Raw genomic sequence first — 22,433 nt, forward strand, 5'->3', positions numbered from 1 at the left:
CTCACGAACGACGCCTCACTGCTCCTTCATGAACGGCGTCAGCGTCGACGCCGCGATGGGCATCGCCTCGACCTGCGGCGTTGCCTGGATCGACATGACGGCGCTGTTGGCCGCTTCCGTGCGCGTGTTGCCCACGATATCCGGGACATCGAGCTGACGCACCAGATGACCGGCGAGGCGCAACGACAACGCGGCGATCGTGATGGTCGGGAAATTCGCGCCAACCGTCGGAAACACCGAACTGCCGCCCACATACAGATTGCTGATCCCATGCACCTTGCAATCGCGATCCACCACGCCTTCGCGCGGCGAGTCGTGCATGCGCGTGGTGCCCATGTGGTGCCACGTGCCTTCCAGCTTCGCCGGCCATGCGCGGCCTTCGAGCGGCGCGTCGAGTTGCACGTCGGCGACGCCGGCCAGTTGCAGCTCCTGCGCGAGTAGCGCGAAGGTTTTGTCGAAGGTGCGTTGCACCTGATCGCCCAGACGCCATTCGACCCGCACACGCGGCATGCCGAAGCGGTCGCGTTTGTCGGCCGACAGCGTGACGCGGCTATCCGGATCGGGCACGGCTTCGACGATCGCCTGCAGCGTCACGTCGGTGATCAGCGCCGGCCATTGCAGCAAGCGCGTCAAGCCATACCCGACGGTATCCAGCGGATGCGCGATCATCGTCTCGATGTCCCGCTTCAAACTGCGCCCGGGCTGATCCTTCTGCAACAAGGCTTCCTTGCAATGGATCAGCGCTTCCGAACCGGCGCTGCCTTCGCCATACCATTTCGAATAGAGCCACACGCGGGAATTCAGCAGCTTCTCGCGCGCCATCCATTCCTGCTTCGGCGCGAACTGCGACGAGATCTTCGTGCCGTGCGCCGACACCGCGGCGTTCTGATAGTGATACTTGATGTCGTACAGCTTGTTGCGCGCGTTGTCCGGCCGGAAGCGAACCTTGCCCGACATCATCCGCGGATGATCCATGAAGTAGCGGCCCACCAGATCGTTCGCGTTGCCGAGACCGGCCGACTGCACGTCGTTCGACGCGAGCAACAGCCGCGCATTCTCGATCCCGCCGGTGGCCAGCACGAAAATTTTCGCCTGCATCGTGATGCGGCGGCCGCTGATCGTGCCGACTTTCACGCGGGTAATCGTGGTGCCGTCAGCGTTGGCGTCGATATTCAACACGTTCGCATGCAGGTACACGCGCACCCGCGACGATTGCGACAGCTCGTCGCGATACACCTTGCCGAAGCGCACCGGCGGGCTGAACTGGGCGACCGTGTCGCGCATGTCGCCGGTCGAGAGCGGCAGGCGACGCACGTCGGGACGACCAATCTCGCGTTCCCAGTAAGCCGGGTCGAAATTATGCGGGCCGAGCTTCAGCAGTTCGTGCGTGCGCGCGTAGTACGGCGCGAGTTCGTCGAGACCGAACGGCCAGCCGCTGTGCGCGATCCAGTCGCGCTTTTCGAAATCCCACGGGTCGAGCGGACGGCACCAGCCACCCCAACAGTTGCTGCTGCCGCCGAAGTAACGGCTGCGCGAGCCATCCGCGAACGAGTACGGTAAGCCGGCATTTTCACCGCGATAGAGGTCGCGCGTTTCGTCGTCGGGTCCGAAGCCGCCGCTCTCGAGCAGGCAGGCGTCCACGCCCGCCCTCGACAGTTCGAGCGCCAGCGTGATGCCGGCCACGCCGCCACCGATAATGCAGACTGTCGTTTCAATGACCGTGTTCTGAGCAACCGTACGAGTGTCGATGAACATCCCCTGCTCCCGTCTTCTTCATGCATTTCCGGCGTGCGTCCCTGGCGCTTGCCGACCCGCCCGGTCGGCCAAGCAGACTCACGCGCGCGTCGCGCCCCGGTGCCGATCGACATCGCCGTGGGCGTCGACCGGACGGCATCGACGTTCCCGTGGCAGCGCCCGGCCTATTCCGGACAGCACGACTTCGGCCTCCTCAGCGTAAAAACGCTGCGGTTCCATGTCTGTGGTTCAGGTCACTGAAGGAAACCGTTTCCGGATGAAACGGCACGGATTGCCCCCATACACGCCCTCGGCGTCGAGCGAACGATGTACGACCGACAACGGCGTCACCACCGCCGAACGGCCAATCGTCACGCCCATCTGCACGACGCACTTCGAGGTGATCCACACCCCGTCTTCTATAACGATCGGCGCGACCTGCAAATCCATCGTGGTGCTCATTTCGTGCGAGCCGGCGGTCAGGAACGTGCCTTGAGAAATGCAGACGTTCGAGCCGATGCGGATCGGCGCCTGGTTGTAGATCCACACGTCCACGCCGAACCAGCACTTGTCGCCCACTTCGAGATTCCACGGCGCCTTCACGCGCAGCGGATGCACGAACCGGCAACCGCTGCCGATCTTCGCGCCGAACAGGCGCAACAGCGCGACGCGCACTGACGACAGCGGCAGCAGTTTGTTGTTGATCACGCACGCTTCGAGCACGAACCAGATCAGCTCGATCAGCGGGCCGCGCGCCGCGCGATAGTTACCTTTTCCAGCCAGACTCAGGTCGATGACACGGCCGGCTTCGTGCGCCTGCTCGCCTTGTGGAACAGCTCCGATCTGCGGATCGTCGGCAACGTTACCCATCAGCTTTCTCCGAACCACGAACGGTGGTAAACAGATTGCAGCCCACACTGCAATTTCCTTACATTATGTTGCGGCGCCTTGCGCCACTCTGCGGCGTGGCCGTGTGGGCAAGCGTTTTGGCGGCTACGCGCGGCATGGATGGCGCACGATAGCTGTACCGTGACCGCATCACCCGGGGGACCATAATGAACAACTCGCTTCGACAACCCGCCGCCTGGCTGTTTCTCGCGCTCGCCGCGAGCGCCGCACCAGTACTCGCACTCGCGCAGAACAATCCCGCCCAGCCCGCACCGGCTACGAATGCCGGCACTAACGCCGGCACGACCTACGGCGCGCTCCCGCAGGCACCCGTCGATCGCCGCGCCAAACAGCGCACCAGCGAACAAACCCTGCTCGGCGCACCGCGTCCGTACGGCACCGCCGACATGCAGCAAGGCGATACGGACGACGCTCAACGCACCGCCCTGCTCAACGAACAACGCATGACGGTGCTGGGTGGCGGGCAAGGCGCGCAACCCGCGCTCGGCAAAGCTAAGGGCAACGGCAAGGCACCCGCGCCCGGCACTGCGCAACTGCGCGTGGCCGATCAGGCGGGACCGCAACTCAAGGCGGCCGACGGCCTGACGCCGGAAGGCGCCGTGAAGAACACGTACGCCGATCCGTACGCAACCGGCAAGCACGCCGTTTATCGTTCCCCGTGGTAAGTGCGCGTTCATGACGTGGGCCGCTTGCCGGATCAATCCGGCGCGGCTTGCTCCGCCGTGGCCGGTTTGCGCCGGCGCCGCAGCGCACCGGTCGAATGGCGTGCGCCGAAGTACGGCGCCTCGGCTTTGACCCGCTCGCCCGGTGTCTCTTCACGCACCCGCGAGACCCCGCCCAGGTGTTCTTCGAAGGTGCGAATCGTCGCCTCGGGCGAGAGCGCGCGCTCCGCATAGCTGCGCGCGGCCTTGCCCAATGCCGCGCGGCGCTCAGCGTCTCCCGCCAGCATGGTGAGCGCCGCCACCAAGGCCTTGGCTTTGTCCGGCGGCACCACCACGCCGCGCGGCGCGACCGCTTCATAAAGCGCCGTGCCGCGGCGCGCCATCGCCACCGTCGCACGGCCGCTCGCGAACATACCGGTGAGCTTGGAAGGCATCACCAGATCCGCCGCGTCGCCGCGTTGCGGCAGCACGTGAATATCGGCGAGGTTGAGCAGTTCGTTCAGACGCTCGGTAGGCTGCAACGGCATGAAGATGCAGTTGCTCAGGCCCGCGCAACGCTCGAGCAGACTTTCGCGCGCCGCGCCGCTGCCGCAAAAAACAAACGTGAGATCGGTTCGCCCGGCCAGCATCACGGCCGCATCGGCGAGCGTTTCGATGCCCTGCTTCGCGCCCATGTTGCCCGAGTACAGCACCACCTTCTGTCCAGCGGGAATACCCAGTTCACGGCGATAGTCGCTCACGCGCGACAGCGGAAAAATGGCCGATACATCGACCCAGTTCGGCAGGCAGACGATGCGCGAAGGCGCCACGCCTTTCGCGGCCGCGCGCGCGCTCATCTGCCGCGTGATCGACGACACCGTATCGAAACGCCGCAACAGCGCGCTCTCGATCCAGCGCGCGAGACGCGCGCCACGCGAGCTTTTCAGCAGGCCCAGCTCGAACGCCGCATCGACCTCGTAGTCCTGAATGTGCAGCCACGCGCGCGCGCGCGTCACGCGTGCGAGGGTCAGCGCGGCGGGGGCGCACATCACGGTGGGCGCGATCAGCATGACCGCGTCGGGACGCCAGACGGCCTGCCAGGCGATCAAGGGCAGCGAACTCAGCGCGAAGCTCGCGAGGTGCACCATGCGCTTCAGGCCGCTCGGCCGCGACGGCACCCACAGCGGCGCGCGCCACACCGCCACGCCGTCGCGCATTTCATGCTGATAGCGCCACGCCGCGTAGCCCGCCGTCACGCGCCACTCGGGGTAATAAGGCGGTGCGCACACCACGCGCACCTCGTGCCCCCTGCGGGCCAGCAGCACGGCCATTTCCGCCGTGTACTTGCCTGTCCCCGTCAGTTCCGGCGCGTAGTTGATGCCGTAGATCAGGATCTTCATTATGACTGCCAGAACAAGTTAGGGCTTCACGGGCGCGACGCCGCAACAGCGCGCGTCAATCGCTCAACATCAGGGCACAGCCTCGGGCAATATTCGCGGCGGCCGAGGGCGGATCGAAACGGCGGATCACGTCCATGCAGCGATGCGCGGCGCCGCCGGCGTCGGCGAAAGCCTCCATCGCCTTGAGCATGGTGCGCTGCAGGCCGGCCACGTCGCCGGCGGTAAACGCATAGCCGCTCACGCCGTCGATCACCAGTTCCGGGACACAGCCGCAACTCTCGCTGACCACCGCCGGGCAACCGTGCGCGAGCGCCTCGTTGACCACCAGGCCCCACGGTTCGCTATAGCTCGGCAGCACCATGCAGGTCGCGCCGTAGTACTCACGCGTGAGCGGCTCGTCCTGCAAACTGCCGGCAAACGTGACCGCGTCTTCGAGCGCGAGTTCGGCCACCTTCGCATGCAACACGTCGGCCATCGGCCCGGTGCCGACAATGCGCAGCTTGGCTGCCGGAATACGCCGCCGCAAACCGGCGAACGCTTCGATCAACGTGCCGATGCCCTTCTCTTCCGAAAGCCGCCCAACGTAGAGAAACACCGGCGGATTGCCCGCGCGTGCGGCGACCCGCTCGACCAGCGCGCGCTCCGGCGAAAACGAGCCGGGCAGCGCCGCGGCCTGGCACGGTACGAAGATCTTGTCGCGTTTCGCACCGAGCGACAGCAGATACTCGCGGCTGCGTTCGCCGAAACCGAAATAGCCGTCGCACAGCGAGAAGAACACCCGCTTGGGGATCGACGTGAGCAGCTTCTTGGGCCGGTCGCGCGCGGTGGAATCGCAAAAGACCGCACGCCGTTTGCCCGTGACGATGCACGCCGCCAGCATCGCCCAGTATTCCGGACGGTGATAGCCGGGCAGCACGATCAGATCCGACTTGGCGCGCAGCACTTCCCACGTGAGGCGGGAGATCAGCTTCAGCCTCGGCACGTCTTCGTAGCAGCCGTCGAAGAGTTTCTGCATCGGATAACGATGGAACGAATAATCCACGTCGGAGAAGCCGATCCGGTCATGCTCGGTATCGGCGATCTGCACCATCGAATAGCGGATCGCGCCCGACGCCGAGATGTTATGCAGGGCGGAGAACACGACCCCCTTATGGCGCGACCATACGACGTTGTGGAAGATCGTGACTGACGCGGTCATGTGTGTGCCACTCCAAAAAAAGTCGTCCGTGCGTGCGTGGCGCGGTCCGCGCCCGCACTGCATTCAAGGCATTGCCAGAAGCCGCTGTCGCGCGGCTATGCCTGCAACGCGGCGGCGTTCGAGCCGGCGTGCAGTTCGACGAATTCCCTATACGTGGCCGCGATACCCTCTTCAAGCCCGATCGTGGCGCGCCAGCCCATCTGCGCGAGCCGCGAGACGTCGAGCAGCTTGCGCGGCGTGCCGTCGGGTTTCGAGGCGTCGAACACCAGTTCGCCTTCGAAGCCGACCACCTTGCAGATGCATTCGGCCAGTTCGCGAATCGACAGATCCTCGCCGACGCCGACGTTGAACAGCCCTTCCGTCACGTTGTGCTCGAGCATGAACAAAGTCGCGGCGGCCAGATCGTCGACATGCAGGAACTCGCGGCGCGGCGTGCCCGAACCCCACACCGTCAAGCTCGCCGCACCGCCCAGGCGCGCTTCGTGGGCCTTGCGCAGCAGCGCCGGCAACACGTGACTGCTGGTCAGGTCGTAGTTGTCGTTGGGGCCGTACAGATTGGTCGGCATCAACGCGACGTACTGCGTGTTGTACTGGCGGTTGTAGGCGTCGCATAGCTTGACGCCGGCAATCTTCGCGATCGCGTACGCGTCGTTGGTGGGCTCCAGCGGCGAGGTCAGCAGATATTCCTCGCGGATCGGCTGCGGACATTGCTTCGGATAGATGCACGACGAACCGAAGAACACCAGCCGCTCCACCTGCGCGCGATACGCCGCGTGGATCACGTTGGCTTCGATCACCAGGTTCTGATAGATGAACTCGGCCGGCCGCGTCGCGTTCGCGAGAATGCCGCCTACGCGCGCGGCAGCCAGCAGCACCACGTCGATCCGCTCGGTTTCGAAAAAGAGCTGCACGGCGGCCTGATCCGTGAGATCGAGCTCCGCATGCGAACGGGTCACCACGTTCGGATACCCCGCAGCGGTAAGCTGCCTGACCAGCGCGGAGCCGACCATGCCGCGATGGCCCGCGACGAAAATGCGTGCTTGTTGGTTCATGGCCGTTACTCGTGATGTTCCAGCGCCGTGAATCCGGCCAGCGTGACGAGCGCGTCACGTCTCGCGATCTGATAGTCCGAGCGCACCATTTCCTTGACGAGCGACTCGAACGAAGTGGTCGGCTTCCAGCCGAGCTTCGCATGCGCCTTCGACGGATCGCCGAGCAGCGTCTCGACTTCGGCCGGCCGGAAGTAGCGCGGATCGACGCGCACGATCACGTCGCCGGGCGACATCTTGATCTCGCGCCCTTCGACCTTTTCGACGATGCCGACTTCATCCACGCCGCTGCCTTCGAAGCGCACGGTCACGCCCAGTTCCGACGCCGCGTGCTGCACGAACTGCCGCACGCTGTACTGCACGCCGGTGGCGATCACGTAGTCCTCCGGCATTTCCTGTTGCAGCATGCGCCACTGCATCTCCACGTAATCGCGGGCATGGCCCCAGTCGCGCAGCGCGGACAGATTGCCGAGATAGAGCGTCTTCTGCATGCCGACCGCGATCCGCGCCACCGCGCGCGTGATCTTGCGCGTCACGAAGGTCTCGCCGCGCACCGGCGATTCGTGATTGAACAGAATCCCGTTGCACGCGTAGAGTCCATAGGCTTCGCGGTAATTGATGGTGGTCCAGTACGCGAACAGCTTGGCGACCGCGTACGGGCTGCGCGGATAGAACGGCGTGGTCTCCGACTGCGGCACCTGCTGCACGAGGCCGTACAGTTCCGAAGTCGAGGCCTGATAGAAACGCGTCTTCTTTTCGAGCCCGAGAATCCGGATCGCTTCGAGAATCCGCAGCGCGCCGAGGCCGTCCGCGTTGGCGGTGTACTCCGGTTCCTCGAACGACACCGCGACATGGCTCTGCGCCGCGAGGTTGTAAATCTCGTCGGGCTCCACGCGTTGAATCACGCGCAGCAGGCTGGTGGAGTCGGTCAGATCCGCGTGGTGCAGGAAAAGCCGTTGGTCCGGATCGTGGGGATCGCGGTAGAGGTGATCGATACGGTCTGTATTGAACAGAGACGATCTGCGTTTGATGCCATGTACGTCGTAATTCTTGGCGAGCAGCAGCTCCGCCAGATACGACCCGTCCTGTCCGGTAATGCCGGTGATCAGCGCGACCTTGCGTTCCATGGAGCGACTCCTCGTGTGAGCTTCTAGATTTAAGTACCGGCGCCCGCCGCCTGGTTGAACGGTCCGCGGCGGGCTCCGTTGTCAACCTGCAATGCTGTCGTAACCGTAATACCCACCCTGATAGCCCGAACCGAGGAACGCGCCTTCCTGCGGCACGTCGGTCAGCAGCACACCCCTGAGCGCGACCCCGCCGTTGCGCAGCCGCTTGGCCGTTTCAGCGATCTCGTTCAGCGGATGGCGGCCATGGCGTACCACCAGCAGCGTGGTGCCGGCGTGCTTGCCGATCAGCGTGGAGTCGGTCACCGCCAGTACCGGCGGCGTGTCGACGATCACGAGGTCGTAGTGCGATTTCAGTTCTTCGAGCATCGTTTCGAAGCGTTTGCTCATCAGCAGTTCGGACGGATGCGACGGCAGCGTGCCCTTGGCGAGCACGTCGAGGCCGGGCAGCACGTCGCGCTGCACCATCGACATCAGATCGCCACCGCTCAGCACGTCGGACAAACCGGGCTGATGGCCGATGCCGAAGTGCGAGTGCACGTCGCCGCGCCGCATATCGCCGTCGATAATCAGCACGCGCTTGTTCGCCGACGCCACCAGCGCTGCCAGATTCACGGAGAGGAACGACTTGCCGGTATCGGGCCGCGAGCCGGTGATCATCACGACGTTGTTCTCGGCGTGATCGAGCGAGAGCTGCAACGAGGTGCGCAGATTGCGCACGCCCTCCACCGCGATATCTTCCGGCGCCTGTTGCGCGAGCACGTGCAAGCCCCGGCGGCGCAGCATGACGTTTTCCTGCAGCCGCAACTGGGTCTGGCTGCGCGGCACGACCGCGAACACCGGCACACCGAGCACGGCCTCGAGTTCGTCCGGACGTTCCACGCCGCCGTACATCGCGCGCTTGAAGAAGGTCAGCAGAATGCCGAGCAGCAGGCCGCCGCCGAGCGCGATCAGAATCGCGATCACACGCTTCGGCCGCACCGGTTCGTCGGGCGCTTCCGCGAAGTCCACCACCCGCACGCTGCCCACCTGGCCGGCCTTGGCCACGCGCAATTGCTGCGCGCTGTTCAGCAGATTCGTGTACAGCTCGGTGTCGACATGCACGTCGCGCAACAGACGCAAGGCCGTCTGCTCCGTATCCGGCATCACCGCCACGCTGCGGTTCATATTGGCGGCGGCGCCCTGCAACGCGGCGATCTGTGCGTCGAGCGCGGCCACCGCCGGGTGATTCGCGGTGAAGCGTTGCGACATCTCAGCGCGTTGCTGTTGCAGATCCATCAACTTGGTTTTGTTGTCGACGATCTGCTGCAGCAGCAGACGGCTTTCTTCGCCGAGGTCGACCGTGCCGTGCGTGTTGCGGAACTTGTTGTAGCGTTGCTCGGCGTCGTCGAGTTCCTTGCGCAAGCCCGGCAATTGCTGATCGAGGAAGGCCAGCATGTGCTCGGCTTCGGTCGAACGGCTCTCCACGTCCTGCTTGACGAACTCGCGCGCCATGCTATTGACGATCGCGGCGGTCAGACCGCTGTCGCCGCCTTCGAGGCTCGCGCGGATGATGCCGGACTGCAGCGTGGTTTCCTGCACGACCAGCGCTTTCTGCAGGCGGTCCACCGTGCTCAGCGTCGAGGCGCGCGTCAGTTCGTAACGCGAGCCGGGTGCGCCGACCAGCTTGTCCACGTGCAGCGCGATCGGGCCGTCGGCGGTATCGGTCTGCACCGTTTCGCCCACCTTGCCCGACAGGATCGCAATGCCGTTCTTGTCGCGTAGCACGTATGAATTGTCGCTGCCGGCAATCAGCGTGAAGGTCGTGTCGTACATTTCCTTCGAGGTGTCGAACTGCGACACCGAGATGCTCTCGTCACCCCATGCATAGCCCGACAGGTTGATGAATTGCGGCAGCTTGAACCCCCACTGCCCGTTCACCAGCCCCGCGATCATGCCGCCGATCACCGGCATGTAGCGCGGCGCGGCCGAAATATCGAGGTGCAGCGTCTTGACGGTTTCCTCTGTGACGAGCCGCGACTTCAGCAACTCGATCTCGGCGGCGGTCGACGGTTTGGTGTCGAACATGCCGGTGAGCGGCGGCAACGAATCCTTGCCGTTCGCGTTGTTGTTCGCCGTCTTGTCCTCGACGTGGAACAGCACATCCGCGCGATACGTCGGCGGCGCGAGGAAGGCGTACGCGCACCCCAGCGCGAGCGCGATCAGCGTCACCATCACGATCGTGCGCCAGCCGCGCACGATCGTTCGCAGATAGTCCGACAGGTGCAGCTCGTCCGGTCCGGACACGTCGGTGTAGCGATTTTCGAAGTTGATTGCCATTTTCTTCACCCAACAAAGCCCGGCGGTTCAAGGTCAATTTGTACGTTTTTTATTTCGCAAGGACAGCGCCCGTCACGGCCGCGTTGATCGCCGGCAGCAGCAGGTTCAGAACACGGTTGAAGCGGACCAGTCCGCCCTGACCGACATACACGACGTCTTTCGGTTGCAGCTCGAACTGATTGGCGAGCAGCATCGACACCGGCGACGTGGCGTCGAGGTGATAGACCTGCGGCGAATCGCTCGTCGAATTGCGGATCACGAACAACTGGCGAGCCGCGGCCGTGTTCGAATCGAAACTGCCGCTGTCGGAGATGGCTTGCGAGAGCGTCAGCGAGCCGTTGCGCATCGGCATGATGGTCGCGGGCTTGTTGACCTCGCCCATCACATACACGCCGCTGTCTTCGCGCGATGCCACCCGCAGCATGTCGCCCGCTTGCAGGTAGATGTCCGACGGATTGCGACCGCGCTTGATCAGATCGTCCACGTTGATCTGATACGTGACGCCATTGCGGATCAAGTCCACGCGGCTGCGGTCCGCATTCGGGCTGAAGCCGCCGCCCTGGCTGATCGCCGTGGTCAGCGACATCGGAATGTCGTTGAGCGATTGCGCGCCGGGGGTGCGTACTTCGCCGTCCACGTAGACCTGCGCGTTACGGAACGAGGCGACCCGCACCGTCACTTCCGGCTTCTGGTACACGTTGCTCAGGCGGCGATGCAGTTCCTTCTGGATCGACGCCACGTCCTTGCCGGCCACATGCACGGTGCCGGCGTACGGAAACTGCACGTCGCCGTTTTCGTCGATCAGAAAGCCGGGCGCGGCGTCCGTGGTCTTGGCGTTCTGCGCCGGTTGCCCGAGCGCGGCGGCCAGTTCCGGGTGATCCCACACGACGATCTGCAGCACGTCGCCGGGACCGACCTTGTAGGCCGTCGGTTTGCCGAACAGCGCTGCCGTCTGCGGCGGCAACGCCATCGACGACTGCGCCGCGTTCATCTTGCGCAGCAGCGCGAGATTGATATCGGTGATCGGAATCTGCTGTTGCGCCGAGGGCTCGGTGCTGTAATCCCCACCCGTGTCCTGCAGTGCGGCCGGCGTGATCATCCGTTGGCCCGGGACGCTGCCGCATCCGGACAGCAGTGTTGCAGTAGCGAAAACCAGGAGACTTCCCGTGCGTATACCAAGCGAGCTCATGATGTTTCCTCCTTGCGCCACGGCGTTGGTCCTCAGGGGAGGTCGCGCCAAGCGTGCTTGTTAACTACTTCTTAGTAAGCGTTTCGATGCACCAGTCCGGCAACGATCGTCGCGCCGATGATCCGCATGTCGAGTGCGAACGACCAATGCCCCAGGTAGTACAGGTCATGTTCGACGCGACGCTCCATCTTTTCGATGCGGTCCGTTTCGCCACGAAAACCATTGATCTGCGCCCAACCCGTAATGCCCGGTTTGATGCGGTAGCGATTGATATAGCCAGCGACCACTTTCTGATAGAGGTCGTCGTGCTCGAGCGCATGGGGACGCGGTCCAACGACCGACATATCGCCACGCAACACGTTGAAAAATTGCGGCAGTTCGTCGAGGCTCGTGCGGCGCAGGAAGGCGCCCACTCGCGTGACGCGCGCGTCGTGACGCGTGGCCTGGCTCACCGTGCCTTTAGCCTCGGTGTGCAGACGCATCGAGCGAAACTTGTAGATGGTGAAGACGCGGCCGTCGGCGCCCTTGCGCTTCTGCTTGAACAGCACCGGCCCGCGCGACGAACACTTCACCGCGATCGCGATCGCCAGCAGAATCGGCATGAGTCCGAGCAACGCGCTGGCGGCAAACAGGCGGTCGAAGATTTCCTTCTTCAGCATCGAACTGGCCGATAGCGGCGACGCCACCAGATTAATCGCCGGCACGCCGAGCAGATCGATCACGCCGCTGCCTTCGAACAGCGCAAGGCTGCGTACGTCCGGCATGAAACGGATGTTCACCAGGTCGTCGCGGAACTCGCCGATCAGCGAGCAGATCAGCGGCTCTTCGGTGAGCGAGAGCATCAGCCACAGTTCGTGAACGTCGTTGGTGCGGATGTAGTCGGCCAACGCGTCGACCTTGTCGAACACCGGCACACGCGCGGCGGTCACGGGCGCCACATCGGGGCGCGTGTTGTACACGGCGGTGGCGCGAAAACCGGTGGTCGGCGCGGAATCGATACGGCGCAGAATCGCGTCGCACTGCGAGCCGCTACCGACAATCGCGACCTGATGCAGATTCATGCCGGCGCCGCGCGCACGCGCCAGCGCGGCATGGGCGATCAGCCGGTAAGCGATCAGGAGACCACCCGTTACCGCCGTCCAGTACGAGAACCACAAACGCGACACGAAGTCCGCGCGATGCAGCGAATACATCAGGACCAGCGCCGAGGCTTGCACCATCAGCCAGGCCAGCGACACCTGGCCGGCCAGTTGCAGCTTGGAGCGGCCGCGCCACGATTCATACACCCCAAAAGCCGGAAAGATGGCCAGCGCGAACGCGGCGCAAAACATCACGAGCGCCCAATAGAACCCGGATTGAGCGAGGTAATCGAAGCGGATCTGCGACGCAACCGCCGCCCCCGCCAACACCAACGCGACATCGAAAACTCGCGCGAGCAAATCCTGAAACTTGCGCATTTTGCTTACCTCGTTCTTGCCGTTCTTGTTCGCAAATGAGTCCTGGCCTTGATGCTGACGAACGCTGCCGGATCGGGCGCTGGCCTACCCGATTTCCCTGCGATGAGAAGACGCGGAACGACCCGCGTTTTCTCACGGACAGCGACCGTAGTTGTCGTTGAACCTCACAATGTCGTCCTCACCGAGATAGGTGCCGGACTGGACTTCGATGATTTCGAGCGGCACCTTGCCCGGGTTTTCGAGCCGGTGACGAGTGCCGAGCGGAATGAAGGTCGATTCGTTTTCGCTCAGCAGGAACTGCTCTTCGCCGCGCGTGACGAGCGCCGTGCCGCGCACCACCACCCAGTGTTCGGCGCGGTGGTGATGCAGTTGCAGCGACAGTTGCGCACCCGGCGAGACGACGATGCGCTTGACCTGGAAGCGCTCGCCGTGATCGATCGAATCGTAGAAGCCCCACGGGCGACGCACCTTGCGATGCGCGTCGGCCTCGGGCGCGTGCTGCGCCTTGATGCGCGACACCAGTCCCTTGACGTCCTGCACGTGCGAGCGGTCGACTACCAGCACGGCGTCGGCGGTTTCGACCACCACTACGTTGGTGGTGCCGACGCAGGCGACCAACCGGCCTTCGGAGTGCGCGTAGCTCGACACCGCGCCTTCGAACGTCACGCGGCCGCGCCCGGCGTTGCCGTTGGCGTCTTTGTCCATCGCGGCCCAGACGGCGTCCCACGAACCGAGGTCGGACCAGCCGGCGTCGAGTTTGACGACCACGCCCGAGGGATTGAACGGCGCGCTCGCCTCTGAAGTCGCCGTGCTGCCGGCGGCGCTCACGCCGTCCGCCGATTCCGTTGCGGGCGCATCGGTCTCGGTCAGCCGCTCCATCACCGCGTAGTCGATCGAATCCGCCGGGGCGCTCAGAAACGCGTCCAGCAGCGGTCGGAAATACGCGCCCTCCGTCTTGCCGCCGGTGAAGGCGCGCTCGCACGCCGCATGCATCTCCGGCTGCAGACGCTTCAGCGTGTCGAGCCACACGCTCGCCCGCACGATGAAGATGCCGCTGTTCCACCAGTACGTTCCCGCTGCCACGTACTGCGCCGCGATTTCTTCCGCGGGCTTCTCGACGAAACCGTCAATCTCGTGGCTGCCGTCGGCGAGAGCCGCGCCGATACGGATATAGCCGAAGCCGGTATCGGGCCGGGTCGGCGGTACGCCCAGCGTTGCGATCGCGCCCTGCTCCGCGTAGCGGGCCGCGCTTTCCAGCGCGCCCTGCAAGGCGGCGATATCGGCGATGGAATGATCGGCCGGCATCACGATCAGAATCGCGTCGTCGCCGTCGGCGCACGCGAGCGAGGCCGCGAGAGTCAACGCGGGCGCCGTATCGCGGCGTGCCGGTTCGACCACCAGCCGCGCATCGACGCCATTGGCATGCAGTTGCTCGGCGATCACGAAGCGGTGTTCCTCGCCGCACACGATGATCGGCGCGGCGTCGACCTTCCAGCCGGACGGAAAACCGTTCATGCGGCGCGCGGTAGCTTGCAGCAGCGAATCGGAACCGACCACGTCGATCAGTTGCTTCGGATAGTTCTCGCGCGAAACCGGCCACAGGCGCGTGCCCGAACCACCCGCGAGAATGACCGGGACAATGCGCGCACAACGCGCGCCGGCCGCTTCGGCCATTGCACCGTTCGGCCCGGCCGACGCAGCGCTCACCACTCCCTGAGTCAACATGTTTCTAATCCTTATAATTTTCAAAAAACGACGGAAATACTGTCCGCGGGCCGCGCAACGCACGGCCTCGTGGTTGGCCCCGTCAGCACTATTCGCCGACCATGCGGCGGCTTTGAATCCGGAACTCGGTGGGGGAAATTCGCATCCGCTTGCGGAACACTTTCGCGAGGCGGTCACCGTTGCCCATGCCGGTGCGCCGCGCGATCTTGTCGACCGGCAGCTCCGATTCGGTCAGCAGGCTGCAGGTCACCGCGAGGCGTTCGTGCAACAGAAAACTCGAGGGCGTGATGCCCATTTCCATCTTGAAGCGACGTAGAAAGTTGCGCTCGCTCATCGCGGCGAATTGCGCGGCGTCGGCGATCGAAATGGACTGCTGGCAGTTTTCCTGTAGCCAGCGTGCCGCCGCGCGGACTTTGTCGCCGGGGCTCAGACCGCCGTCCTCGCCGAGCAGCGGCGCGAGGTTCGAGCAGGAGTCGGCGAGCAGACGCTCGGCCACCGTGCGAGCCGGACCGCCGCCCAGATCGCGCTTGATCATCGCGAGCGCGCTGCGCATCGATTCGAGGCGGTCGCCGGCGTCGGCGCTGGTGACTGCGTTGGTGGTGGCGTTGCTGCTGGTATTCGCGCCGGATTCCGTCGGGCGCGCGGCGCCCGGTTGCTGGCCGAATTCGCCCGCCTCTTTGCCGTCGGGCAGGTAGGCCGCGTCGAGCAGCGCACGTCCTTCGGCGATCGGCCGGATCATGCCGGTGTTGCGGCGCACCCGGCGCAACCACGCGATCAACCGTTCGTCACCGGCGGCGGCGAAGGCGCCCTTGCCACCCGCCACGTACAACGCATCGAAGCCGCCGTAATGCCTGGCGTCGAGGCCGTCGGTCCAGACCCGCAGCGCGGACGACGAGGTCACCATGCCGCCGTCGGCCGACAGGAACGACACGTCGTACAGCCAACCGCCGGAGCCGGACGAAGCCAGTTCGTTCGCTACCTGGAACACTTCGGCAACGACGCCTGCGCCCTGCAGCGAACAGTCGTTGAACATCAGTATCGCGATGCGACGCATTCCCTTGTTCGGAGCGTGCACCCAGCGCAGCATTGCAGACTCGAGACTCGCGCAGGTCATAGTCATCCTCGTCAGAAAACGGATCTACTTTTCACCTTGAACGGCCACACAGAGAGGCCGGCTCTGTGCAGTGCATCATAGTCACCGTAAATCAAGCATTTAGCCGCCATGACCGATAGAGCAGACATGTTGGCGTGCGAATGGGGTGACCAGCCAGTGATATTCGGAACAATTCTTCCCGGTCCGAATTTTCAACGAATTAATTGCCGATTCGCCATATGAAAGAATTGGCGTTCTGCGAATGTTAATGCAAATAAAAAGCCTATTTCGTTCGCCAGCACACATACGGCAACTGCTCGAAATATCGAAGCTACAATTTGTTCTCGACCGACATTCGACTGCTTTGAAGGAGTTTTTGCTTTATTTTTCAGTCTATCGAGCACAAGCTGCTTTGCCCCTCCAACATTCACCTGCCTGACGCCAATTCGACTTTCTTCTGACGATACAAACCGGCGAGCGCATTAATGGAAAGCATCGCCTAATATAAGCACTTCAGCACGAGGCAAAATTATTTAATTGGTTGTTATTGGATCGGCAGAATATAAAGGCGACGATTAATGTTTCAAACGTGAAACACGGTTAAAAGACTGCTTTAGCGAATCCGGCAATAGACGGGCCAATGGCGGAATGTGTCGGCTGCAAGACGGTACATTTCCGCCAGGGAATTGCGGAAATACACTATGTTGTTTGCGCAACACCTCGGCGCATGCGGCGGGTCAAGGCGGGTTCGACCTGGTGCGATAGCAGTGCGCAGACGAATTCGCGCTCGAACAACCAGACGGGGAAGACATGTCGAACGGATGCGAACATCGCGTGCGGCGCAGGCTCGCCGGCGCCTGGGGCACGTATGCACGGACCTTGCGTGCGCTCGCCTCGATGCTGGCTGTCATGCTGTCCGTGTTCTGTGCCGGGCAGCGCAGCACGGCCGCTGCCGCGCCGGACTCCGAGGTGACCAAGGCCGCCGACAAGGCGGAGTTCGGCGCCGACGGCAGGAAGTGGTCCACGTGCGCGGCGGAAAACGGCGTCTGTCGATTCAACGGCACGCGCGACGTGCTGTATGGCACGATCGAACAGCACGTGGTGAAAACTTTCTCGGGCAGTGCCGACTGCAATAACGGCGTGTTCGGCGATCCGGCGCCTGGTGCGGACAAACGCTGCGCGGTCGCACTGACGGAGCGTCGCGCGGACGCGCCGGGCAACCAAACGTCCGCGGCGGCTTCCGCTTCCGCAAGCAACGGCAACGGCAACGGCAACGGCAACAGCAACAGCAACGCCAACGCCAACACGACGCTGGCAATCCCGGCCGCTGTTGCGGCGACCGAACCTAAAGCCCCACCCGGCCAAGGCATGCGCTGCTCCGCGCCCACCTCGCAAGTCGGCACGACAGCCAGCGGCGTATTGCTCGAAGCCGACACGCCCAGCGACGGGACACGCCTGTTCGCAGCCGCCCGCCCGTTCGCCTTGGTGTTCGTCACGCGCCCCACGCAAGCCGACACACTGGTCTGGCAGATGCGCGACAGCTGGAACGCCGTGCGTGCCAGCGGACGCTTCGCCGTGCCGGCGGGCGCGACGCTCTCCACGCTCAGTTGCGCGTCCACGGTGGCCGGTTACTTCGCCGTTTCCGCGTCGCTGGAGCGCGCACATGGGCAACTCGACTCGCGCGGCACGCGTCCCGCCGGTATCGCTACGTTCGGCGTGCTGCCTGATATCGCAGCCACGTTGCCCGCGGTGCGCTTTGCTTCCGAAGATCTGCATCGTTTCGGCGGCCAGGGCACCGCGTATCTCGCGCCAGGGCAGCATTGTTGCGACGGCGACGGCTACCGTCCGGTCTATACCGCACTCGGCCTCTCGTGGGTCAACGACAACCGGAACTGGTACGTCGAGGAGCCGAAGCAAAGCGGCACCTTCAATCCCGCAAGCAAACAGATCACACCCTTCTTCCAACGCGGCGACATCATGCGGCTGATCCAGCTCGACGGCATTCCCGCCTGGGCCAGTCCGACCGGCAAGGAAACGCACAGCTACGCGCCCACGTCGCTCGCGCAAATGAAGGAATACATGGCGCGCGTCGGCGCCGAATCGAACCGCGTGCGCACGACCTATTTCCCGCAGCAGCGCGACAACTACTATCAGGTGACATGGGAGCCGGACGCCGACGGCGGCTTGCCATGGCGCGACAGCGACGCGAATTTCATCGCCATGTACAAGGCCGTGTGGGAAGGCATCCATCAGACCGATCCCCATGCGGTGGTGATGGGGCTGACGTATTCGTCGGTGCAGGGCAACGTCAAGTGGATGCGCCGTCTCGGCCCGCAAGGCATTGGCCGCTATATGGACGGCATGTCGATTCACGGCTATTACGACATCGGCACGTCGCCGTCGCATCCGCCCGAACGGGTTGCCGATACCGGCAACCAGGGCACCGTGTCCGGCGCGTTGCCCGCGTCGATGCGCGCGCTGCGCCATGAGATGCGTCTGTATCTGAAGCCCGGCGCGCCGCTATTCGTGACGGAGACCGGCATCAGTTACGACATCGGCGAGTCGTACGGCAAGAACACGCCCAGCGCGAACGTGTTGTACGCGCAGGCCGCAGTGGTGGCGCGCACGCATCTGATCCTGCTCGGCGAAGGCGCGGACATGACCTACATCTTCTACCTCGCGGATATGCCGGACGCCGCGCCCGGCTACGGGATTTTCTTCGAGCTCGATCATGCATCCGGCGCCTACGGTCCGGCGCGAATCAGCCCGAAACCCGCCGCGCTCGCGGTGGCTGCGATGACGCGCATCGTCGACGGCACCAGCACGCTCGGACCGCTCAAGGCCTTGCCCGAAGGCGTCTATGCGTACGCGTTCCAGCGGCTCGGCGGCGGCAAGATCGTGACCGCCCTCTGGACCCACGACAACGACGCATGGAACGCGAGGTCAGGGTTCGACGCGAACCGCAGCGTGGACTACAAGCTGCGCGTCGACGCACCCGGCACTGCGGGCAACGTGAGCGCGTTGGACATGATGGGCAACGCCACGAGTTTGCCGTACCGCGACGGCGTGGTGAGTCTGAAACTCTCGCCCGCGCCGCTCTACGTGGTATCCGGCAACGCCAGCGTATTCAAGGACGCGGTCACTACACCGGAGGGCTACGTGGCGCGCTAGCGGCGCGATCCGATGGTAGTTCGTCGTGATATGACAGGGCGGGTGATGATTGGCGCACACAGCATTCGCGCGGCCAAGGGTTAGCATGATTCTCGATACGCAGGAGCCGACGCCTCGCTATGAACGGCCTTGCATGGACCTTACTGGTGCTGGCGGCAATGGTCGGCGCGTTTCTGTTCGCGACGATCGGCGCGGTGTTGCTCGCCTTGCTGCTGGCAAGCGTGTCGAGCCGGCTGACTAAAGACGACGAGCATCGCGACTATTAGCGTGATCGTGGTGACGCGTTGGCTCTACCCCCGCGCCTGAGCGATACCTGACTGATACCTGACCGATAGCTGAAAGCGCCGCCCGATTTGCCGGAGATCACATGCTGACCGAGATGGACTTCCTCGACATCGTCCGCCTGACGCCGTTGATCGCGATCGATCTGATCGTCGGCGATCACGAGGGCCGCGTGCTGATCGGTCATCGGCGCAACCGGCCGGCGCGCGGTACGTGGTTCGTGCCCGGCGGACGCATCCATAAGGACGAAACGCTCGACACCGCGTTCGCACGCATCGCCGACGCCGAACTCGGCATTGCCGGATTGAAGCGCTCGGGCGCGCGCTTCGAGGGCGTGTTCGAGCATCACTACAGCGACAACTTCGCCGACGAACCCAACGTTTCGACGCACTACATCGTGCTCGCCTACGCGCTGACGCTCGCCAGCGGCGCGCCGATCGGGCGGCCCGACCAGCACAGCGGTTATCTCTGGCTCGCGCCGACGGAATTGCTCGCGCGCGCGGATGTTCACGAGAACACCAAGGCTTACTTCCGTTAGCCGGCCTGGCGGTCAGGCGGTCGGGCGGTCAGGCAATTAGCCGCGCAAGCTTTCATCGAACCGCGCGGTTTGCACCGCGCTCGCCCATCCGCTCGCAAACTCATCCCGAGCGTGAGGTCGCCAACGCGCCACCCTATTCCGCTGAAGTATGATTGAGCCCTCCTTCAGGGCATCGAATCATTATGCGATCAACGGCAGCGAGGCTCGTTCGCGTTTCATCCTTTGCTTTGCTTGTGATTTTATGGCTCACCGCGTTGCCGGGCGTCGCCCGCGCGGCCGGTTGCGGCGCCGGCACGCTGGTCACCGTGGTGGCTCATCTCGACGACGATCTACTGTTCGTCGACCCTGCCATCGCCGAGCATCTCGACGCCGGCTGGTGCGTCACCACCGTGCATCTGATCGGCGGCGCCAACGGCGGCAACTTCGCTTACGTGCAGACGCGCGAACGCGCCTCGCGGCTCGCCTATGCCCGCATGGCCGGCGTGCCGAACGACTGGATCGAGTCGAACGTGACGATCGCCGGCAAGCTGGTGCATCAGATGGTGCTGAAAGCGAAGCCGCAACTGCGTCTGCTCGAACTGCGCCTGCCCGGCGGCGGTGTGCGCGGCGGCCGCGTGCCGCTCGGCCTGTTGTGGGAGCAGCACGCCACGCTCTCCACCTACCCGCTGAACGACAACGGCACCGTGCGCGTGCAATACGATCGCGACGGCCTGTCGGCCACACTGCAAGCCATCCTTGCGCAGGCGACGCTGATCTACACGCTCAATCCCGACACCGTTCCGTTCATCGAGCATCCCGATCATATTTACGCCGCGCGCATCACGCGGCACGTCGCGCAAACGCTCGGCAAGAGCGTGCCGATCGTCTACCACGTCACCTATCCGACCGGCGGCTGGCCCGCCAATCTTCCCAGCGCGGAAGTGCAGCGCAAGCGCGATATCGTCGCCAGCTATTTTTCGATCGACGGCAGCGAGTCGTCGCATGTGTTCGGCGAGTTTCAATGGGACGGCAACTGGATCGCGCGCCGCTATGCGTTTGCCGATCGGAGCGATCGGCGCGTGGCCGATTTCCAGTCGCATCCGATCCAGCTCTTCAACGCGGCCGCCAGCGAATGCCTGACCTCGGCGGGCCCGGGGCGCGCGCCGACGCTCGCCGCCTGCAACGGCTCGACCGACCAGCAATGGCGCTGGGACCCGCTCTCCGCCTATCCCGGCAATTCACGCAATGCGGCGCTCGTCAGCGTGGCGACGTCGCAATGCATTGCCGAGCGCGATGGTTATCTGACCGGCGAAACCTGCGATCAGTGGGACATCGCGCAACGCTGGACGCCATGGGACTTCGGCCTCGTCTATACGCCCATGCGGCACTGCCTCGGCGAAACCGGCGGCAAGCTCACCATGCGCGGCTGCGCGGCACTGACCACGCGCTTTCGCTGGGCAGCCACCCAGCACACCCAGGCGAACGATCTGCGGCTCGCCGGCGCCATGGCGGGCGATGTGAGCGGCACCGGCGAGCCATCGGCGGTGTATGTGCAGCGCCAACACGACGGGCCCGGCTTCAATGTCTATGCCGCGTCGCTCGCGAAGAGCGCACCGCCCGCGCTGTGGTACGCGAGCGCCGTGCCGTTCGATCCGCAAGCCACCGCGCCGAGTTGCGCGGGCAACGCGCTGTGCTTCGACAGCGTGCGCTTTCTGCTCGGCGATTTCGACGGCGACGGCCGCGCGGATCTGATGGTGATCTCCGCGCGTCAAGGCGGCACCGCTTTCTGGCTGCTGCGTAGTAACGGCAATCGTTTCGAAGCGCCGCGCCTGTGGCTGCAAACCGGACCCGCGTTCAAGCCGGAACGGACGCAGCAATACGTGGCGGCGGACTTCACCGGCACCGGCCGCGCCAGTGTGCTGATCGCGCAGAAGCGGGCCGATAGCGGACTCGATCTGTGGGTCGCGGCATCGCAACGCGTTACGGGGGCTGCACCGGCGCTCTTCGCGCAGGCGAAAACCATCGCGCAGAACGCTGATCTGCTCGCGGTCAAGGCATCGGGCTCGCGTGCGTCGCTCGCTGCGATAGAGGAACGAGACGGACGGCTGGCCGTCACGCCGATTGCCAACGACGGCACGCGCATGACCCTCGGCGAACGCAAACTCTTGCCAGCGAGTTTCGTCCCCGGCTTCATGAAAATTGCGACCGGCGCAGCGCAGGGACCGGATAGCAACACGCTGATGCTGCTGACACCGCATCTCGACGGGTCGAACAACGACGCGTCGATCGACGTCGCCACGCTCGACATGACGCAATCTGCCGGCGCACCGGTTCACACGGCTGGGTTGCACGGCATGTCGTGGTCGGATGTGTTTCCGGTGTTGGTGCACGACCGGCGCGGGGCAGCGCTCGTGCTGTATCGGCGAGTCGACGCGACGCTGGGGAATTTCTATTTCACCGGCGGCGCCCCGGCGCTGACGCTTTATCCGGCGGGACAAAACCTCGCGCTCGGCACCGCTCAGGAGTTGGGCGAATTGCCGGGGCTGTTTTCGGAGACGCTGCGAATCGACCGCCTCGCGCAGTAGCGCGGGCGGAACGATTCAGCGGAATTCAGGCGGGGATTGA

Annotated in this window: 16 protein-coding genes; 5 read left to right on the forward strand and 11 right to left on the reverse strand. The window is 64.3% G+C overall.

Annotation, left to right across the window (positions count from 1 at the left end; all coding sequences use genetic code 11):
- Positions 1 to 15 precede the first annotated feature (15 nt).
- Both BX591_RS25445 and BX591_RS25450 read right to left on the reverse strand, forming a co-directional pair.
- Positions 16 to 1,755: an FAD-dependent oxidoreductase gene (locus tag BX591_RS25445; protein WP_111934091.1), complete on the reverse strand. Its 1,740-nt coding sequence runs from the start codon at positions 1,753 to 1,755 to the stop codon at positions 16 to 18.
- 228 nt (positions 1,756 to 1,983) lie between these two features.
- A complete protein-coding gene (locus BX591_RS25450; protein ID WP_111934092.1) occupies positions 1,984 to 2,604 on the reverse strand; it encodes a DapH/DapD/GlmU-related protein in 621 nt (206 codons plus the stop codon).
- Between the two features lie 185 nt (positions 2,605 to 2,789).
- Here BX591_RS25450 and BX591_RS25455 point away from each other — a divergent pair, with 185 nt between their 5' ends.
- Positions 2,790 to 3,308, forward strand: coding sequence for a hypothetical protein (locus tag BX591_RS25455; protein WP_111934093.1), 519 nt, complete (start codon positions 2,790 to 2,792; stop codon positions 3,306 to 3,308).
- A 32-nt stretch (positions 3,309 to 3,340) separates the two neighbouring features.
- Here the strand turns inward: BX591_RS25455 and BX591_RS25460 are convergent, their stop codons facing one another.
- From BX591_RS25460 to BX591_RS25500, 9 genes are all read right to left on the reverse strand, one after another.
- Positions 3,341 to 4,684 carry a glycosyltransferase WbuB gene (locus tag BX591_RS25460; RefSeq protein ID WP_111934094.1) on the reverse strand — a complete coding sequence of 448 codons (1,344 nt, stop codon included), beginning with the start codon at positions 4,682 to 4,684 and terminating at the stop codon, positions 3,341 to 3,343.
- A 55-nt stretch (positions 4,685 to 4,739) separates the two neighbouring features.
- Positions 4,740 to 5,882 carry a glycosyltransferase family 4 protein gene (locus BX591_RS25465; RefSeq protein WP_111934095.1) on the reverse strand — a complete coding sequence of 381 codons (1,143 nt, stop codon included), beginning with the start codon at positions 5,880 to 5,882 and terminating at the stop codon, positions 4,740 to 4,742.
- A gap of 95 nt (positions 5,883 to 5,977) precedes the next feature.
- Positions 5,978 to 6,934, reverse strand: a complete 957-nt coding sequence (locus BX591_RS25470; protein ID WP_111934096.1) for a GDP-L-fucose synthase family protein — start codon at positions 6,932 to 6,934, stop codon at positions 5,978 to 5,980.
- A gap of 5 nt (positions 6,935 to 6,939) precedes the next feature.
- A complete protein-coding gene (gmd, locus tag BX591_RS25475) occupies positions 6,940 to 8,058 on the reverse strand; it encodes a GDP-mannose 4,6-dehydratase (protein ID WP_111934097.1) in 1,119 nt (372 codons plus the stop codon).
- Between the two features lie 81 nt (positions 8,059 to 8,139).
- Positions 8,140 to 10,374, reverse strand: coding sequence for a polysaccharide biosynthesis tyrosine autokinase (locus BX591_RS25480; protein ID WP_111934098.1), 2,235 nt, complete (start codon positions 10,372 to 10,374; stop codon positions 8,140 to 8,142).
- A gap of 49 nt (positions 10,375 to 10,423) precedes the next feature.
- Positions 10,424 to 11,563: a polysaccharide biosynthesis/export family protein gene (locus BX591_RS25485; RefSeq protein WP_167444609.1), complete on the reverse strand. Its 1,140-nt coding sequence runs from the start codon at positions 11,561 to 11,563 to the stop codon at positions 10,424 to 10,426.
- 71 nt (positions 11,564 to 11,634) lie between these two features.
- Positions 11,635 to 13,020 carry an undecaprenyl-phosphate glucose phosphotransferase gene (locus tag BX591_RS25490; RefSeq protein WP_111934100.1) on the reverse strand — a complete coding sequence of 462 codons (1,386 nt, stop codon included), beginning with the start codon at positions 13,018 to 13,020 and terminating at the stop codon, positions 11,635 to 11,637.
- Between the two features lie 132 nt (positions 13,021 to 13,152).
- Positions 13,153 to 14,745, reverse strand: a complete 1,593-nt coding sequence (locus BX591_RS25495) for a sugar phosphate nucleotidyltransferase (protein ID WP_111934101.1) — start codon at positions 14,743 to 14,745, stop codon at positions 13,153 to 13,155.
- An 88-nt stretch (positions 14,746 to 14,833) separates the two neighbouring features.
- The gene (locus BX591_RS25500) at positions 14,834 to 15,859 is read right to left on the reverse strand and encodes a helix-turn-helix domain-containing protein (protein WP_111934102.1); all 1,026 of its coding nucleotides are present in this window, start codon (positions 15,857 to 15,859) and stop codon (positions 14,834 to 14,836) included.
- A gap of 789 nt (positions 15,860 to 16,648) precedes the next feature.
- Here BX591_RS25500 and BX591_RS25505 point away from each other — a divergent pair.
- From BX591_RS25505 to BX591_RS25515, 4 genes are all read left to right on the forward strand, one after another.
- Positions 16,649 to 19,009 (forward strand): hypothetical protein, encoded by a 2,361-nt coding sequence (locus BX591_RS25505; RefSeq protein ID WP_111934103.1) that lies wholly within the window; start codon positions 16,649 to 16,651, stop codon positions 19,007 to 19,009.
- Positions 19,010 to 19,128: 119 nt separating this feature from the next.
- Positions 19,129 to 19,275, forward strand: coding sequence for a hypothetical protein (locus BX591_RS36575; protein WP_167444610.1), 147 nt, complete (start codon positions 19,129 to 19,131; stop codon positions 19,273 to 19,275).
- Between the two features lie 101 nt (positions 19,276 to 19,376).
- The gene (locus tag BX591_RS25510; RefSeq protein ID WP_111934104.1) at positions 19,377 to 19,829 is read left to right on the forward strand and encodes a GDP-mannose mannosyl hydrolase; all 453 of its coding nucleotides are present in this window, start codon (positions 19,377 to 19,379) and stop codon (positions 19,827 to 19,829) included.
- 182 nt (positions 19,830 to 20,011) lie between these two features.
- A complete protein-coding gene (locus BX591_RS25515) occupies positions 20,012 to 22,393 on the forward strand; it encodes a PIG-L family deacetylase (protein ID WP_111934105.1) in 2,382 nt (793 codons plus the stop codon).
- Positions 22,394 to 22,433: the final 40 nt, after the last annotated feature.

The sequence above is a fragment of the Paraburkholderia bryophila genome (assembly GCF_003269035.1).
Taxonomy (GTDB): domain Bacteria; phylum Pseudomonadota; class Gammaproteobacteria; order Burkholderiales; family Burkholderiaceae; genus Paraburkholderia; species Paraburkholderia bryophila.